This window comes from Cupriavidus sp. GW822-FHT02D05 (assembly GCF_058802485.1).
The window spans coordinates 286,160-301,841 of record NZ_JBXAOE010000002.1; the positions used below are offsets into that span (position 1 = coordinate 286,160).

16 protein-coding genes and 2 tRNA genes are annotated in these 15,682 nt (G+C 65.1%); 4 read left to right on the forward strand and 14 right to left on the reverse strand.

Annotated elements, in window-relative coordinates:
- Window position 1: 1 nt before the first annotated feature.
- From AC1RQK_RS03705 to phaZc, 5 genes are all read right to left on the reverse strand, one after another.
- A tRNA-Val gene (locus AC1RQK_RS03705) sits at window positions 2–78 on the reverse strand.
- Between the two features lie 69 nt (window positions 79–147).
- Window positions 148–224, reverse strand: a tRNA-Val gene (locus AC1RQK_RS03710).
- 21 nt (window positions 225–245) lie between these two features.
- Window positions 246–2,468, reverse strand: coding sequence for a RelA/SpoT family protein (locus AC1RQK_RS03715; protein ID WP_492374729.1), 2,223 nt, complete (start codon window positions 2,466–2,468; stop codon window positions 246–248).
- A gap of 15 nt (window positions 2,469–2,483) precedes the next feature.
- The gene (locus AC1RQK_RS03720; protein WP_416048153.1) at window positions 2,484–2,846 is read right to left on the reverse strand and encodes a RidA family protein; all 363 of its coding nucleotides are present in this window, start codon (window positions 2,844–2,846) and stop codon (window positions 2,484–2,486) included.
- A 62-nt stretch (window positions 2,847–2,908) separates the two neighbouring features.
- Window positions 2,909–3,796: a 3-hydroxybutyrate-oligomer hydrolase PhaZc gene (gene phaZc, locus AC1RQK_RS03725; protein WP_492374730.1), complete on the reverse strand. Its 888-nt coding sequence runs from the start codon at window positions 3,794–3,796 to the stop codon at window positions 2,909–2,911.
- Window positions 3,797–3,998: 202 nt separating this feature from the next.
- Between phaZc and AC1RQK_RS03730 the strand changes: the two genes are divergently transcribed.
- Both AC1RQK_RS03730 and AC1RQK_RS03735 read left to right on the forward strand, forming a co-directional pair.
- Window positions 3,999–4,775 carry a 3-hydroxybutyrate dehydrogenase gene (locus AC1RQK_RS03730; protein ID WP_492807719.1) on the forward strand — a complete coding sequence of 259 codons (777 nt, stop codon included), beginning with the start codon at window positions 3,999–4,001 and terminating at the stop codon, window positions 4,773–4,775.
- A 26-nt stretch (window positions 4,776–4,801) separates the two neighbouring features.
- The gene (locus AC1RQK_RS03735; protein ID WP_492374732.1) at window positions 4,802–5,275 is read left to right on the forward strand and encodes a DUF411 domain-containing protein; all 474 of its coding nucleotides are present in this window, start codon (window positions 4,802–4,804) and stop codon (window positions 5,273–5,275) included.
- 73 nt (window positions 5,276–5,348) lie between these two features.
- On the opposite strand, the gene AC1RQK_RS03740 is transcribed toward AC1RQK_RS03735, so the two are convergent.
- Window positions 5,349–5,987 carry a CoA transferase subunit B gene (locus AC1RQK_RS03740; RefSeq protein WP_150983922.1) on the reverse strand — a complete coding sequence of 213 codons (639 nt, stop codon included), beginning with the start codon at window positions 5,985–5,987 and terminating at the stop codon, window positions 5,349–5,351.
- Window positions 5,988–5,998: 11 nt separating this feature from the next.
- Window positions 5,999–6,700: a CoA transferase subunit A gene (locus AC1RQK_RS03745; protein ID WP_492374733.1), complete on the reverse strand. Its 702-nt coding sequence runs from the start codon at window positions 6,698–6,700 to the stop codon at window positions 5,999–6,001.
- Between the two features lie 173 nt (window positions 6,701–6,873).
- Here AC1RQK_RS03745 and AC1RQK_RS03750 point away from each other — a divergent pair, with 173 nt between their 5' ends.
- Window positions 6,874–7,419 (forward strand): PAS domain-containing protein, encoded by a 546-nt coding sequence (locus AC1RQK_RS03750; protein ID WP_492374734.1) that lies wholly within the window; start codon window positions 6,874–6,876, stop codon window positions 7,417–7,419.
- A gap of 10 nt (window positions 7,420–7,429) precedes the next feature.
- On the opposite strand, the gene AC1RQK_RS03755 is transcribed toward AC1RQK_RS03750, so the two are convergent.
- The 6 genes from AC1RQK_RS03755 to AC1RQK_RS03780 form a co-directional block, all read right to left on the reverse strand.
- Complete coding sequence (locus AC1RQK_RS03755) at window positions 7,430–7,831, reverse strand: acyl-CoA thioesterase (protein WP_492374735.1); 402 nt, start codon at window positions 7,829–7,831, stop codon at window positions 7,430–7,432.
- Window positions 7,832–8,041: 210 nt separating this feature from the next.
- Complete coding sequence (locus AC1RQK_RS03760; protein WP_174422757.1) at window positions 8,042–8,746, reverse strand: DUF2968 domain-containing protein; 705 nt, start codon at window positions 8,744–8,746, stop codon at window positions 8,042–8,044.
- Between the two features lie 238 nt (window positions 8,747–8,984).
- Window positions 8,985–10,013 (reverse strand): DctP family TRAP transporter solute-binding subunit, encoded by a 1,029-nt coding sequence (locus AC1RQK_RS03765; RefSeq protein WP_492374736.1) that lies wholly within the window; start codon window positions 10,011–10,013, stop codon window positions 8,985–8,987.
- Window positions 10,014–10,082: 69 nt separating this feature from the next.
- Window positions 10,083–11,387 carry a TRAP transporter large permease gene (locus tag AC1RQK_RS03770; protein WP_492374737.1) on the reverse strand — a complete coding sequence of 435 codons (1,305 nt, stop codon included), beginning with the start codon at window positions 11,385–11,387 and terminating at the stop codon, window positions 10,083–10,085.
- Window positions 11,384–11,992, reverse strand: coding sequence for a TRAP transporter small permease (locus tag AC1RQK_RS03775; RefSeq protein ID WP_492374738.1), 609 nt, complete (start codon window positions 11,990–11,992; stop codon window positions 11,384–11,386). The genes AC1RQK_RS03770 and AC1RQK_RS03775 overlap by 4 nt, the downstream gene beginning before the upstream one ends.
- Window positions 11,993–12,310: 318 nt before the next feature.
- Window positions 12,311–13,096, reverse strand: coding sequence for an SDR family oxidoreductase (locus AC1RQK_RS03780; protein ID WP_043345010.1), 786 nt, complete (start codon window positions 13,094–13,096; stop codon window positions 12,311–12,313).
- A gap of 347 nt (window positions 13,097–13,443) precedes the next feature.
- On the opposite strand from AC1RQK_RS03780, the gene AC1RQK_RS03785 reads away from it, so the two are divergent.
- A complete protein-coding gene (locus tag AC1RQK_RS03785; RefSeq protein ID WP_492374739.1) occupies window positions 13,444–15,129 on the forward strand; it encodes an electron transfer flavoprotein-ubiquinone oxidoreductase in 1,686 nt (561 codons plus the stop codon).
- A gap of 53 nt (window positions 15,130–15,182) precedes the next feature.
- On the opposite strand, the gene AC1RQK_RS03790 is transcribed toward AC1RQK_RS03785, so the two are convergent.
- On the reverse strand, window positions 15,183–15,644 hold the full coding sequence (locus tag AC1RQK_RS03790) for a hypothetical protein (RefSeq protein ID WP_492374740.1): 462 nt from the start codon (window positions 15,642–15,644) through the stop codon (window positions 15,183–15,185).
- Window positions 15,645–15,682: the final 38 nt, after the last annotated feature.

The following is a 15,682-nucleotide window of genomic DNA, read 5'->3' on the forward strand; positions in this document are numbered from 1 at the left end:
TTGGTAGGCTCGATTGGACTCGAACCAACGACCCCCACCATGTCAAGGTGGTGCTCTAACCAGCTGAGCTACGAGCCTATGGTACTACTTGAAACTAACCGCTGTATGCGCTTGCTGCACTGCGCCTACGTCTTACTGCTTGTTCGTTGGTAGGCTCGATTGGACTCGAACCAACGACCCCCACCATGTCAAGGTGGTGCTCTAACCAGCTGAGCTACGAGCCTACGGAGAACGAAAGTATAGCATCACTTTCTTTTCGCTTGCAAGACCCCCACCACATCTTCGATCAAACCGAGTGCGCGCTGCAACTGCGTGGCCTCGGCAACCTCGGCGGTGAACTGCATCCGCGCGACGCCTTTGCTCGACAGCGTCTTCACGCCGGTGACGTTGATCTTCTCGCGCGACAGCACTTCGGAGATGTCACGCAGCAGCCCTTGCCGGTCGATCGCCTCCACGTGGATGTCCACCGGATAGACGGCATCGCTGCGCTTGCCCCACTCGGTATGGATCACGCGCTCCGGCGCACGCGCCGAGAGCTGCCCGAAGGTGTGGCAGGTGCGGCGATGGATCGAGACGCCGCGCCCGCGCGTGACAAAGCCCACGATCTCGTCCGGCGGCGCCGGCTTGCAGCATTTGGACATCTGCGTGAGCAGCGAATCCACGCCCACCACCAGCACACCGCTCTTGGCGCCACGCGCCACGCTGGTGGCGCGGCTCTTCTTGGTGACGGCCTCTTCCTCGCTCTGCACCACCGCGGCTTCGCCCTCGGGGTGCCGCAGCGCCTGCTCCACATGGCGCAGGCTGAACTCATCCTTGGCAACCGCGGCGAACAGGTCGTCCGGCGTCTTGAAGCCCAGGCGCGCGGCAAGGTCATCCAGGTTGACAGCGGTCTTGCCCTCGCGCTGCAAGGTCTTGTCGATCAGCGCGCGGCCTTGCGACATGGTCTCTTGCGAATCCAGCGCATTGAACCAGGCGCGCACCTTGGCGCGCGCACGCGGGCTGGCCAGGTAGCCTAGTTCCGCGTTGAGCCAGTCGCGTGACGGGCCGCCCTGCTTGACGGCGATGATGTCCACCGTCTGGCCGTTCTTCAGCGGCGTGTTCAGCGGCACCATGGTGCCGTCCACACGTGCGCCGCGGCAGCGATGGCCCAGGTCCGTATGCAGGTAGTACGCGAAATCCACCGGCGTAGCGCCCTGCGGCAACGCCACCACGCGCGCCTGCGGCGTCAGTACATAGATGTGGTCGTCGATGGCCGCGTGCTTGAGCTGCTCCCAGGGCGACTCGTCGTGCGCAACCGAATGATCGGCGTCGTCCTTCCACGCCAGCAGCTGGCGCAGCCACGCGATCTTCTCGTCGTAGCGTTCGCTGGCGGAGAACTGGCCGCTATAGCCCTTGCTGCCCGCTTCCTTGTAGCGCCAGTGCGCGGCCACGCCGTACTCGGCGAAGTGATGCATCTCCTGGGTGCGGATCTGCACCTCGAAGGCGCGCCCGTCGTCGCCGATCACCACCGTGTGCAGCGACTTGTAGCCGTTCGATTTGGGCCGGGAAATGTAGTCGTCGAACTCACGCGGGATCGGCTGCCAGATATGGTGCACGATGCCCAGCACGGTGTAGCAATCCTTGATGTCGTCAACGATCACGCGGAAGGCGCGCACGTCGTAGAGATCGGCAAAGTCGAGCTCCTTGCCACGCATCTTCTTCCAGATGCTGTAGATATGCTTGGGCCGCCCGCTCACCTCGGCTCGGATCTCGGCCGATGCCAGCTCGGACTGCAGCCGCGCGATGGCGCTGGCGATATAGCCTTCGCGCTCGATGCGTTTTTCGTCGAGCAGCCGCGCGATGCGCTTGTAGGTGTCGGGCTGCTCGAAGCGGAATGCCAGGTCCTCCAGCTCCCACTTCATCTGCCAGATCCCGAGCCGGTTGGCCAGCGGCGCGTAGATGTCCAGCGTTTCGCGCGCGACCCCCGGCAGCGGCTGCGCCTTGACCTGCGCCAGCCAGCGCAGCGTCTGCAGCCGCGAGGCGAGGCGTACCAGCACCACGCGGATGTCCTGCGCGAAGGCCAGCAGCATCTTGCGCAGCGCCTCCACCTGCTCCTGGCGCGCGGCGATTTCATCCTTGGTGGTTTCGGGCGCGCCGCTGTGGCCCACCGCGATCGCGCCGATACGCAACAACTGCCGCACACCCTTGACCAGCCCCGCTACTTCTTCGCCGAAGAGCGGCTCGATTTCCGCCTCGCTGCCAGGTACGAACGCGGCCAGCGCAAACAGGCAGGCCGCCGCGCGCGCGGCATCGTCGACGCGCAGGCCGTCGAGAATGCGCAGCATGCCCTCGGCATGCGAGAGCACGGTTTCGCCCGTGGGCAGCAACGCAGCGCTGCCACGCTCGCGCACGAACGCCAGGGCGCGCTCCACCAGCCCGGCATCGGGCGTGCCGGCAATCTGCCCGGTCAGGTCAGTCGACGTCACCATCTCGCTGCCCCAGTCTCACTTGAGCGCGGCGGTGACCACCACTTCGATCAGGTACTGCGGATTGGCCAGGCGAGCCTCCACGGTGGCGCGCGGGGGCGTATGGCCCTGCACCACCCACGCGTCCCAGACTTCGTTCATGATGCCGATCTGGTCGACGTCGGTGAGGAAGATCTGGCACGAGAGAATCCGGCTCTTGTCGCTGCCCGCTTCGTTCAAGAGGCGCTCGATATGGCCCAGCACCTCGCCGGTCTGGCCACGCAGGTCCGCGCCGGGATCGACTTCCGGCACCTGGCCGGCGAGGTAGACCACGCCGTTGTAGATCGCGTATTCGGACAGGCGCTTGCCCACGTGGGCGCGCTTCAGTTCATTGGTACTCATGGCAATACTTTAGTCGTCGGGTAAAACATCAAAATCATCGGGACCGGGCAGCGCCTCTCGCTTCAGCCCGCGCCCAGGAAAAACTGCTTGGCGATGGCCACTTGCGCGGGATCGATGAACGTCGGGGCATGCCCCACATCCGGCACTTCCACAGAAGTCACGTTGCGCCCGCGCGCCACCATCTCCGCCACCGTCTCGCGCGTGAGCAGATCGGACTGCGCGCCGCGCACCACCAGCGTGGGCGCCTGGATGGCCTCGAACATCTGCCACAGCGCCGCCTCGCCTGCGCTCACCTGCTCGGGCGTGGTCTCGCGGAACGGCAGCGCCATCGCCGGATCGTAATGCAAGCCCCATTCCAGGCCTTCGGCGCCCTGCACCGGCTTGAGGATGGCGCCATTGAGCTCGCGCCATTGCTCGGGCGTGTGCCGGCCAAAAGACGCGCTGATGGTCTGGAGGTAGGCGAGGCCTTCCTCGAAGGTCTTGAAGCGCACCGGCAGGCCTAGGTAGGCACCGATCCGCTCCACCGCCGAGGCGGCGATGCGCGGGCCCACGTCGTTGAGCAGCAGCTTGCGCACCGGCGACTTGGGCAGGCCAGCCAGCCCCATGCCGATCAGCCCGCCCATCGAGGTGCCGAACCAGTCGACCTGCTCGACATTGAGCCGAGCGATCAGGGTGACCATATCGGACACGTACTGCGGCACCACGTAGCGGCGCGGGTCCGCGAGCCAGTCCGAGCGGCCGCGCCCGACCACGTCGGGGCACACCACGCGGTACTCGCCGCACAAGGCGGCGGCCACCGTGTCAAAGTCACGGCCGGTGCGCGTCAGGCCATGCACGCACATCAGCACCCGGGGATTGGTGGGATCGCCCCATTCGTGATAGGCCATGCGGTGAAGGCCCGCCGGGCTGATGCACTGGACGAAGCCGAGGCGCGGACTGACTGACGACATCTGAACTCCCTGGCAATACGGTAGCGAGAACGGCGCCGCCGGCATGGTGGCGCCCGGGTTGGGCAAAGCTGGATTGTACGCTGCAGCAGTTACAATGCCACAGCATCGGGGTTCTCGCCGCCATGCCTTTGCCGCTGGCGCGCGACGGGTCCCTCGCGCAGTCCAACTCCAACGTGCAAAGCACTCCGACGAAAGGGCAAACATGCTTAAAGGCAAGACGGCACTGGTCACGGGTTCCACCAGCGGTATCGGGCTCGGCATCGCACAGGCACTGGCCGCCCAGGGCGCCAACATCATCGTCAACGGCTTCGGCGATGCGCAAGCCGCCGAGCGCGAGATCGCGCAGGCCGGCGCGGGCATTCGCGTGGGCTACCACGGCGCGGACATGAGCAAGTCCGCCGAGATCGAAGACATGATGCGCTACGCCGACGCGGAATTCGGCGGCGCCGACATCCTCGTCAACAATGCCGGCATCCAGTACGTGGCCAATATCGAGGACTTCCCGCCCGAGCGCTGGGACGCGATCATCGCCATCAACCTGACCTCCGCCTTCCACACCACCCGCCTCGCCCTGCCTGGCATGAGGCGCAAGGACTGGGGCCGCATCATCAATATCGCCTCCGCCCACGGGCTGGTGGCCTCCGCGCAAAAATCCGCCTACGTAGCCGCCAAGCACGGCATCGTCGGCCTGACCAAGGTCACCGCGCTGGAAACCGCCCAGACCGGCGTGACCGCCAATGCGATCTGCCCGGGCTGGGTGCTGACGCCGCTGGTGCAAAAGCAGGTGGAAGCGCGCGCGCAGAAGGACGGCATTCCCGTGGAGCAGGCCAAGCACGAGTTGGTGATCGAGAAGCAGCCTTCCGGCCAGTTCGTCACGCCCGACGAACTCGGCGCGCTGGCCGTGTTCCTGGCCAGCGACGCGGCCCGCCAGGTGCGCGGCGTGGCCTGGAACATGGATGGCGGTTGGGTGGCGCAATGAGCGCAATGAACACAAAGGCACGGAGCATGCAGCGACGCCACGTTCTGCGCGCCCTGACCCTGGGCGCCGCCGCCTCGCTGGGGCTGCGCGCCGGTGCCAGCGCCGCTGCCGCCCCGCTCGCCATCGAGGTGTACAAGAGCCCGCAATGCGGCTGCTGCGAGGGCTGGGTCGAGCACCTGCGCGCGAATGGCATTGCCGTGACCGTGCGCGACGTGGAAGACACCGGCGTCTATCGCGCCCGCTTCGGCATGCCAGAGCGCTTCGGCTCCTGCCATACCGGCCGCATCGCAGGCTATGCGATCGAGGGGCATGTGCCGGCCGCCGACATCAGGCGGCTGGTAGCCAGCAAGCCCAAGGCCGTGGGCCTGGCCGTGCCCGCCATGCCAGTTGGCTCGCCAGGCATGGAACAGGGTAAGCGCAAGGACCCGTTCGATGTCCTGCTGGTCCGCGCGGATGGCGGCGCATCGGTCTTCGCCAGCTACAACAAGCGCAGCACCTGAAGCCCCCGGCGCTGAGAATAAAAAACCCCGCGAACGCGAGCTCGCGGGGTTTTTTTCATTGCGACAGCGCGTATCAGAGCAGCGGAGCGCCCGTCTTGCTCTGGATCTCTTCGCGGCTCACGCCCGGCGCGGTCTCCACCAGCTTCAAGCCGGCTTCGGTCACGTCGATCACGCCAAGGTCCGTGATGATGCGATTGACCACGCCCACGCCGGTCAGCGGCAGCGCGCACGACGCCAGGATCTTGATGTCCTCGCTGCCGTCCTTCTTCTTGGCGGTGTGTTCCATCAGGACCACCACGCGGCCGACACCAGCCACCAGGTCCATCGCGCCGCCCATGCCCTTGACCATCTTGCCCGGGATCATCCAGTTGGCCAGGTCGCCCTTCTCGCTGACCTGCATGGCGCCAAGGATAGCCAGGTTGATATGGCCGCCGCGAATCATCGCGAAGGAATCCGCCGAGGAGAAGATCGACGAGCCCGGCAGGGTCGTCACGGTCTGCTTGCCGGCGTTGATCATGTCAGCGTCGACCTCGGCCTCGGTCGGGAACGGGCCGATGCCCAGCAGGCCGTTCTCGGATTGCAGCCAGACTTCCATGCCTTGCGGCACGTGGTTGGCCACCAGCGTCGGCAGGCCGATGCCCAGGTTCACATAGAAGCCGTCCTGCAGTTCGCTCGCGGCGCGCGCCGCCATTTCGTCACGTGTCCATGCCATGATGATTCTCCTTAGCCCGCGGCACGCACGGTGCGCTGCTCGATGCGTTTCTCGGGGTTGGCGTTCAGCACGATGCGCTGCACGAAGATGCCCGGGGTGTGGACCTCATCCGGATCCAGCGTGCCGGTATCGACCAGGTGCTCGACCTCGACGACGGTGACCTTGCCGGCCATCGCGCACATCGGGTTGAAGTTGCGCGCGGTGCGGCGGAACACCAGGTTGCCGGCGCGGTCCGCCTTGTACGCCTTGACCAGGGCCACGTCAGCGGTCAGCGCGCGTTCCATCACGTACTGCTGGCCATCGAACTCGCGGATTTCCTTGCCGTCGGCCACGATGGTGCCCACGCCGGTCTTGGTGAAGAAGGCCGGGATGCCCGAGCCGCCGGCGCGCAGCTTCTCGGCCAGCGTGCCCTGCGGGGTGAATTCCAGTTCGAGTTCGCCGGCCAGGTACTGGCGCTCGAACTCCTTGTTCTCACCCACGTACGACGAAATCATCTTCTTGATCTGGCGTGTGGCGAGCAGCAGGCCCAGGCCGAAACCGTCAACGCCAGCGTTGTTCGAGATGCAGGTGAGTTGCTTGGCGCCGCTGTCGCGCAGCGCGGCAATCAGCGCCTCCGGGATGCCGCACAGACCGAAACCGCCAACCGCGATCGTCTGGCCGTCGCGAACGACGCCCGCGAGCGCCTCCGCGGCGCTGGCGTAGACCTTGTTCATGTTTGCTCCTTCCTCGGTGATTTCCTGTCATTGCGCCCGCCTCCAGGTGATGCCGGCGAGTCACGCAGGGAAATTGTAACGGTACAATCGGACGGAGATCGTCCAGTTGCCAACCGTCCGACAGCATACGCAAGCGTCGCATCCCGCGCCAATACGTACAATTACATAAGCAAATGCCCGCTATCGACTACCAGACCGCCTTCCAGCTCGCCCCAGTCGGCCTCGTGCTGTCGCGCGAGCGCATGATCGAGGACTGCAACGACGAGCTCTGCCGCATCTTTGGCACCACCCGGGCCGCCCTGATCGGCGAATCGTTCCAGGTGCTCTATCCCACCGCAGACGAGTTCGAGCGTACCGGCGCGCGCATCGTGCCGATCATGAACGCCAAAGGCTCCTACTCCGACGAGCGCATCATGAAGCGCGCCGGCGGCGACCTGTTCTGGTGCCACGTCACCGGGCGCTCGCTGGACCGCCTGCAGCCCTTGGGCGCCGGCATCTGGACCTTCGAAGACCTATCGCAGAAGCGCCCGGTCACCGCCGAGCTGACGGCGCGCGAACGCGATATCGCCGCGCAACTGGTGGATGGCAAGACCAGCAAGCAGATCGGCAAGCTGCTCTCCATCAGCCCCCGCACGGTGGACATCTACCGGGCCAGGCTGATGAAGAAGTACGGCGCCCATACCTCGGTCGACCTGGTGCAACGCCTGGTCAACCACTAAGGGCGGCGCCCTACTCCATCATCAGCGCCCGGATTGCCGGCGGCACGGGCACTGATTTTTCGGCCTCGTAGTCGCACCAGACCACCTTGGCGCCGCCTTGCGCGTACACCACGTCCGGCTGGTCGATGCGGCGGATCTCCATGCGGGTCTCGAAGCTCGTGCGCCCCAGGTCGCCCGCAAACATCCGGCACTCGATATCCCCGGGATAGCGCAACTGCTTCAGGAAACTCATGTGGGCGTTGATGATGACTGGCCCGCAACCGCTGGGGTCCTTGCCGCCATGTCCCAGCGACTCGAACCAGGCAATGCGCGCCTGTTCCAGGTAACGGAAGTAGACCGTGTTGTTGACATGGCCCATGGCGTCCATGTCGCCCCAACGGATGGGCATGCGCAGAGTGAATACGGGTTTCATCCGCGTGAGCGTAACACCGGGAGCCGGTCGCTTCCATCGGCGAAAGCGACGGTTCACGCATCGGCACATCGGGAGGACGGCTGCCTTGGCCTTCGATCAGCCAAGCATGCTCATCTCGGACCAATCCGAATCTGCGTTCAGACGTTGAGGCAAGTTCATGCTGGCGACGGACGCCGCCGGCATGATAGGCAAAACCAGGAGAACGATGGCTTAGCGGCGCACAGGGCGATCGCTGCCCGCCGCGCCGGGCATGGCGAGGCCGGAATCCGTCAGGGACGATTCCATGCGGCGGATCTGCTGCTGCAGCTGCTCCAGGCGGATACGGGAGGCACGGCTCTCGATTTCCGCGCTTTGCACCTCGATGCGCGCCGCCTTCTGCTCTTCGGCGATACGCTGGCGCTGCGCCTGCATCACGCGCACGTCTTCATTGAGCGCATTGGCACGCGCCTCGGTTTCTTGCAGTGCCTTGTCAAACGCGCGTTTTTGCGATGCCAGCACCTGGCGGCGGATATCGTCATCAGCCCAGACCGCGCTCTGCTGCGTTACCTGGCGGTAAGCCTGTTCCGCCGCCCCAATCGATTCGAAGCGGAAAACCCGCCAGAGATTCTTCTGGTAAAACAGCGCCACATAGCAAACCACCTGATCGTCAGCAAGCATCAGCGTGGTGCCGTAGTCGCCGTTGTAGCTGGTGCGCAGCTCGCGCACCGACCTGTCACGCAGGCGCTTCTGCAGCTCCGACACCAACCCCAGGGAAGCCGGCGAGGCCTGCGGCATGCTGCCCGAAGCGGTCAGCGGCGCCGGGGCCACCGACATCGGCACGGGCTCGGCCGCCGCCACGACACCGGAGGCGGACAGCGACAAGGCCAGGCCAATCAGACTGGCTAGCAAGGGGGCGCGGCAGGAATTATTCAACATGGCGTTCCGGCTGGGACAGGGACGAAATACGGTTCAGGAAATCGGGGTGCATCATGCGGCACTACCCGACGGCAATGATGCGCAGCGCGCACCTCACCGACCGCGGATTGTAACAAGCTTCCCAGCAGGGACCGCGTTTTGTAACCATTGCGGGATTGGCGTTGCCATTCCCGCAACAGCCCCACTGGCGCGTGGGGAGGCGTTGGCGCCACCCCACGCTACTGCAACTGCGCGCCGCTTAACGCTTGGCGATCGAGGTTTCTGCCTTGCTCACGAGGTCCACGCCAATCTGCTTCTTCCACTTGTCATAGACCTTGGCCGTGGCCTTGCGGAAGGCATCGTGCTCAGCCGGCGTCAGTTGCGCCACCTTCACACCGTGGGCCTCCATATCCTTCCAGGCCGGTGCGCCCGCCTCGACCAGGCCCTTGCGGGCCAGCGCCGTTTCCTGCTTGCCGGCGTCGATGGCGGCTTGCTTGACGATCTCGCGGTCGGCCGGCGTCCAGCTTTCCCAGATCTGCTTGTTGACCACGAAGATCAGCGGGTCAGCCACGTAGCCCCAGGTGGTCACGTACTTCTGGCCCACCGTGTAGAGCTTGGCGGCGGCGAACACCGATTGCGGATTTTCCTGGCCATCCACCGCGCCCGAGGCCATGGCCGGCTGCGCGTCGGCCCAGCTCATCTGGGTCGGGTTGGCACCGAGCGCGTTGAAGGTCTCGATATACAGCGGCGAGCCCACCACACGCAGCTTCATGCCTTTCAGGTCTTCCGGCTTGCGGATTTCGCGCTTGGAGTTGGAGACTTCACGAAAGCCGTTCTCGCCCCAGGCCAGCGGCACCACACCGGACTTGTCCAGGGTCGCGAAGATCGACTTGCCGACCTCGCCTTGCGTGAGGGCGTCCAGTGCCTTGTAGTCAGGCATCAGGAACGGCAACGAGAACAGGTTCAGCTCCTTGACCTGCGGCGACCAGTTGATGGTCGAGCCCACCGCCATGTCGATCACGCCCTGGCGGATCGCCGAGAACTCACGGGTCTGGTCGCCGGCCACCAGCGAGGTACCCGGGTACAGCTTGATGTTGATGCGGCCGCTGGTGCGCTGGCGCACCAGGTCGGCCCAGATCTCGCCGCCCTTGCCCCACGGGAAGGCCGGGCCGAGCACCAGCGACATCTTGTACTCGGCTTTGTAGCTCTGCGCCATGGCGCCAGCGGGCGCGAGGGCGGCAGCGGCGATGGTGGCTGCCAGCGACAGCATCAGGGCACGACGTTTCATGCGTTCTCTCCTCTCAGGATCTGTTGTGTGTTTCTTATGGGCAACGAGAATGTCAACACCTCGAATAACTCAATAACCCAGGTAGTCAGGCAACCAGGTCGCCAGCGGCGGGAAGGCCAGCACCAGCAGCATGGCGACGAACATCGCCAGCAGCATCCACACCACCCAGGGCACGGTCTCTTCCATGCGCACGCGCGCGATCCGGCACGAAACCATCAGGTTCACCGCCAGCGGCGGCGTGAACTGGCCAAGCGCGACCTTGAGCGTCAGCACCACCCCGAACCAAACCGGGTTCCAGTGAAAGGCATTGGCGATCGGCAGCAGCAGCGGCACGAAGATCAGGAAGATCGAGATGCCGTCGAGGAACATCCCCACCGTCATCAGCAAGGCCACGATCAGCGCCAGCACGCCGTATTCGCCCAGCCCGGAATGCGCAATGGCATTGGCCAGCGGATCGATCACGCCCAGCGTGGACAGCGCGTAGGCAAAGATGCCGGCCAGCGCCACCACCAGCAGGATCACCGCGGAAGTCTCCGCCGCCTCCTGGAAGATCACGAACAGGTCGCGCATGCCGATGCTGCGGTAGATCACCATGCCAACGAACAGGCCGTACACCACCGCCACCACGGCGGCTTCGGTCGGCGTGAACCAGCCCGCGCGCATGCCGCCCAGGATCAGGAACGGCGCGACCAGGCCCCAGGCCGCTTCGCGCAGGCTCTTCCAGAACGGGGGACGCGGCAGGCCGGCCTCGATGGCGCCCATATTGTGCTTGCGCGCCAGCCAGACGGCCGGCACGATCAGCGCCACGCCGGCCAGGATGCCGGGGATCATGCCGGCGGCGAACAGCGCCGGCACCGAGGCGCCGGGCACCAGCACGCTGTAGATGATGAAGGCAACGGACGGCGGAATCAGGATGTCGGTTGCGGCGGCAGCGCCGACCACGGCCGCGCTGTACGCGCCGGGATAGCCGGCCCGCGACATCGCAGCAATCATCACGCCACCCACCGCGGCCGCATTGGCCGGGCCGGAGCCGGAGATGCCGCCCAGGAACATGGCAACCAGGATGGCCACCAGCGGCAGCATGCCCGGACCGCGCCCGACAATGGCAATGGCGAAGGTCACCAGCCGCTGCGCCACGCCGGAACGGTCGAAGATCGAGCCGACCAGCACGAACATCGGGATCGCCAGCAGCGGGTACTTGCCCAGGCCGGCGTAGAAATTCTGCGGCACGGCCAGCAGGCCGAACATCTGGGTGTCCACGTTGGACAGCCCGATCGCCACCAGGCCGCCAAGCCCCAGCGACACGCCGATCGGCACGCCCAGCATCATCAAGCCCAGGAACACCACGAACAGGATAATGGCAATGAGGGTCATGGCGTGGACTCCGAAGCTGCTGCGCCGGCAACCCGCTCGGCATGCAGGGCCTTGAGCGCGCGCAGGTTGCGCACCGCTACGCCGAGCGCCCGCAGCGCGATGGCGGCGGACAGCACCGGCAGCCAGACGGAGTACCACCAGCTCGGCACGCCAATGCCCGGCGAGGTCTCACCAAACGTGTATTCGTCCCACGCCACGCGAGCGCCCAGCACCGCCAGCGCGATGAACATGACTGCAACGGCCACCGCCGACAGCACCGCCAGGCGCCGCTGCCGCGCCGCGCTGCCACGATCGAAAAAGAATTCAATGCGGATATTGCGGTCGCGCGCCACGGCCGCGCTGCCTGCCACCAGGGCCAGCACGATCATCAGGAAGACCGAGAATTCCTCGGTCCAGGCAAACGATTCATCGGTGAAATAACGGACCACCACGTTGGCGAAGGTGATGCACACCAGCAGCACCATGACGATCACGCCAACCCAGTCTTCAATTCGCGGCGATACCTTGAAGCCGCTGTCCCCTTGCTGGCTGGCGCCAGTCTCGTCCGGCATGGCCGTGACGTGTTTTGGGTCGGCATCGCGCCGCCCCTCCCGATCTGCTTGCATCTCCCCGGCCTCCGGTCCGGTCCGCGCGGCGCCGCTGGCTGCACACGGATTTTCTCTTTGAATTATGTAAAGACTTAATCTCAAGACATGGCGGATTATGCCAAGACTTGCCGAGCGCGCGGGAACTTTTGCTCCATGCCGCGCCAACAGGCAATCTTCTGGCCGTGGGAATCCGGCAGGCCATCGATTCCGCAGGGTGCCCAAAGGGACCGGATAAGCCCAGGGACCGGGAATCGCACGCCCCGCCGCCGCTTTTGGCGCGGGCCAGGGCCAACCTGCCGGCAGGCGCACGCAAGCGCGCGCCGCCCCTTCTGGCGGCTATACCATGCCGTCGTCGGCGGTAATGATTGCGCCGTTGATGAATGCCGACTGGTCGGACGCCAGCAGCAACAACAGGCCGTCCAGGTCCTCGGGCTTGCCCACGCGCTTGCGGGGCAGCATCTGGACCAGCTTCTGGCCGGCGTCGGTGTCCCAATGGTGGTGATTGATATCGGTGTCGATATAACCGGGGCAGATGGCGTTGACGTTGATGCCATGGCGCGCCCACTCCAGCGCCATCGACTTGGTCATGTGCACCACCGCGGCCTTGCTCATGCAGTACACGCCGATTTGCGAGAGCACCTTGAGCCCGGCGACCGACGCGATATTGACGATACGCGACTGCGGCAGCGGATTGCCGTTCTTCTCGGCGCCCTTGGCGCGCGCAATCATGCGCTTGGCCACTTCCTGCGCCACGAAGAAAGCGCCCCGGGTATTGGTGTCGAAGACGAAATCGAAGTCGTCGGGGGTGACGTCGGTCAGGCGCTGGGTGGTGGAGACGCCCGAGTTATTGACCAGGATGTCGATCGCCCCGGCCTCGGTCTCGGCATGCGCCACCGCGGAGCGCACGCTGTCGTGGTCGGTCACGTCGAGCTGCACCACGTGCGCGCTGCCGCCCTCGGCCTCGATCGCGGCACGCAGCTCCTTGAGCCGCTCGGTACGCCGCGACGCCAGGATGACCTTGGCGCCGGCACTCGCCAGGACATGGGCAAACCGCGTGCCCAGACCGCTCGAAGCGCCTGTCACCAGCGCGACCTTGCCTTCCAGATTGATCGACAAACCCATAATGGCCTCTATGTTCGGGAGCCCCCGGCGCCGCCTGCCATGGCCACGGCCTACGGGAGCTCCTCGCGAAATCTGCCTGCTGAAACCGAAGGCAGCATATCAAAAAAAAGAACGGTCGTTCCAAAAAAAATCTTGCCTGACCATGGCGAGTCCCGGACAATGCCGGAGATTCTAAGAACTCGGGCCACAAAGGGAAAGAGGAAAAACGCGCATGGCCGCCACGATTTGGCGAGTGCGCCGCCCCGCCCTTGCCCCAAGTTCCGCCCGATCATCGCATCCCCGGTACCACCGAACACGGCATTTCCCACAATTGCGCGCAAGTTGCCAAGAATAGAGGGTTAGAGACAATGAATCAGCAACAGCTCCTGGAGCAGTACGGCCCCCGCGAGGCCATGGAATACGACGTCGTCATCGTTGGCGGCGGCCCCGCCGGCCTGGCAACCGCCATCCGCCTGAAGCAGCTCGCCCAGGAGAAAGGCACCGAGGTCAATGTCTGCGTGCTGGAAAAAGGCTCCGAGCCGGGCGCCCACATCCTGTCCGGCGCCATCATGGACCCGGTTGCGCTCAATGAGTTGATCCCCAACTGGAAGGAACTCGGCGCCCCGCTGAACCAACCGGTCGCTGAAGACAAGTTCCTGTTCCTCAACGAAACCGGTTCCAAGGCCACGCCGTCCGCCCTGCTGCCGGAGTGCTTCCACAACCACGGCAACTACATCGTCAGCCTGTCCAACTTCACGCGCTGGCTGGGGCAACAGGCCGAAGGCCTGGGCGTCGAGATCTTCCCGGGCTTCCCGGCCGCCGAGGTGCTCTACAACGACGACGGCTCGGTCAAGGGCGTGGCCACCGGCAACATGGGCATCAACAAGGAAGGCGAGCCGACCGAGAATTTCCAGCTCGGCATGGAGCTGCACGCCAAGTACACCATCTTCGCCGAAGGGTCGCGCGGCCACTTGGGCAAGCAACTGATCGCCAAGTACAAGCTCGATGACGGCAAGGATCCGCAAAGCTACGGTATCGGCCTGAAAGAGCTGTGGGAGATCGATCCCGCCAAGCACCAGCCAGGCCTGGTGGTGCACACCGCCGGCTGGCCGCTGGACCCGGCCACCTACGGCGGCTCCTTCCTGTACCACATGGAAGACAACAAGGTCGCTGTGGGCTTCGTGGTGGGCCTGGACTACACCAACCCCTGGCTTTCCCCGTTCGAGGAGTTCCAGCGCTTCAAGACGCACCCGGAAATCCGCACGTATTTCGAAGGTGGCAAGCGCATCAGCTACGGCGCGCGCGCCATTACGGCCGGCGGCCTGCTGTCGCTGCCCAAGACCGTGTTCCCGGGTGGCGCCCTGGTCGGCTGCGACGCCGGTTACCTGAACGCCTCGCGCATCAAGGGCAGCCACGCTGCCATCAAGACCGGCATGATGGCCGCCGAAGCCGCCTATGATGCGCTGCAGGCCAACCGCCAGCACGACGAACTGACGGCCTACCCGACCGCCTTCGAGAACAGCTGGCTGCACAAGGAACTGCTGCAGGCAAAAAACTTCAAGCAGTGGTTCAAGAAGGGCCGCACCACCGCCACGCTGATGACCGGCATCGAGCAATGGCTGCTGCCCAAGCTGGGCATCCGCAACCCGCCCTGGACCATCCACCGCGAGAAGCCGGACCACGTCTACCTCAAGCCAGCCGCCGAGTGCCCGCAGATCGTTTACCCGAAGCCGGACGGCAAGCTCACCTTCGATCGCCTCAGCTCGGTGTTCATCAGCAACACCAACCATGAGGAAAACCAGCCGGCCCACTTGACGCTCAAGGACGCAAGCGTCCCAGTCAATGTCAACTGGGACAAGTTTGCCGGCCCCGAAAGCCGCTACTGCCCAGCCGGTGTGTACGAGTTCGTGCAGAATGACGACGGCAAGGAACGCCTGCAGATCAACGCGCAGAACTGCGTGCACTGCAAGACCTGCGACATCAAGGATCCCACCCAGAATATCGTATGGGTGACGCCGGAAGGCGGCGGCGGCCCGAACTACGTGGGCATGTAACTTAGCCGCATGGCAAGAACAACGGCACCGGGTTCGGTGCCGTTTTTTTGGGCTCAGACCTGCGGGCTCGACGTTGCGGGCGACGTCAGTGAATCATGGTAGAGCGGCTTGTCGTCGGCCACGCTCTGATACCAGCCAATCACATCAGCCACGCCCGCAATCAGCGTGATGAGTGCCGGGCCAGCAAGCGGCACCTGCCCGATCCCGTCGATCAGGGCCAGCACCACGTCCGTCATGCCGCCCGCCTCGCGCGGCTTGCCGAGGGCGGTGGCCGAGGCCACGTCCAGGGGCGACATCCCGACCAGCAGGCGTGTGCCGTCGGCACCGGCGTCGGCACTAACTGGCTTGGTTCCACTCGAAAAATCTTCCAGTCCCAGCGCGCGTTCGTCCATCGACAAAGCACTCGCCTGGCTGCCGCCCTGCGCGATATCAGCCATGGCTGGCATGGCAATGGCTAGCAGGGCTGCCAGGATGGGCGCGCGCAATTGCGCGCCAAGGCGGGATAAACGCTTCATGATGTCTCCTTGTGGCAGGCATCGGGATACCGGCCCGC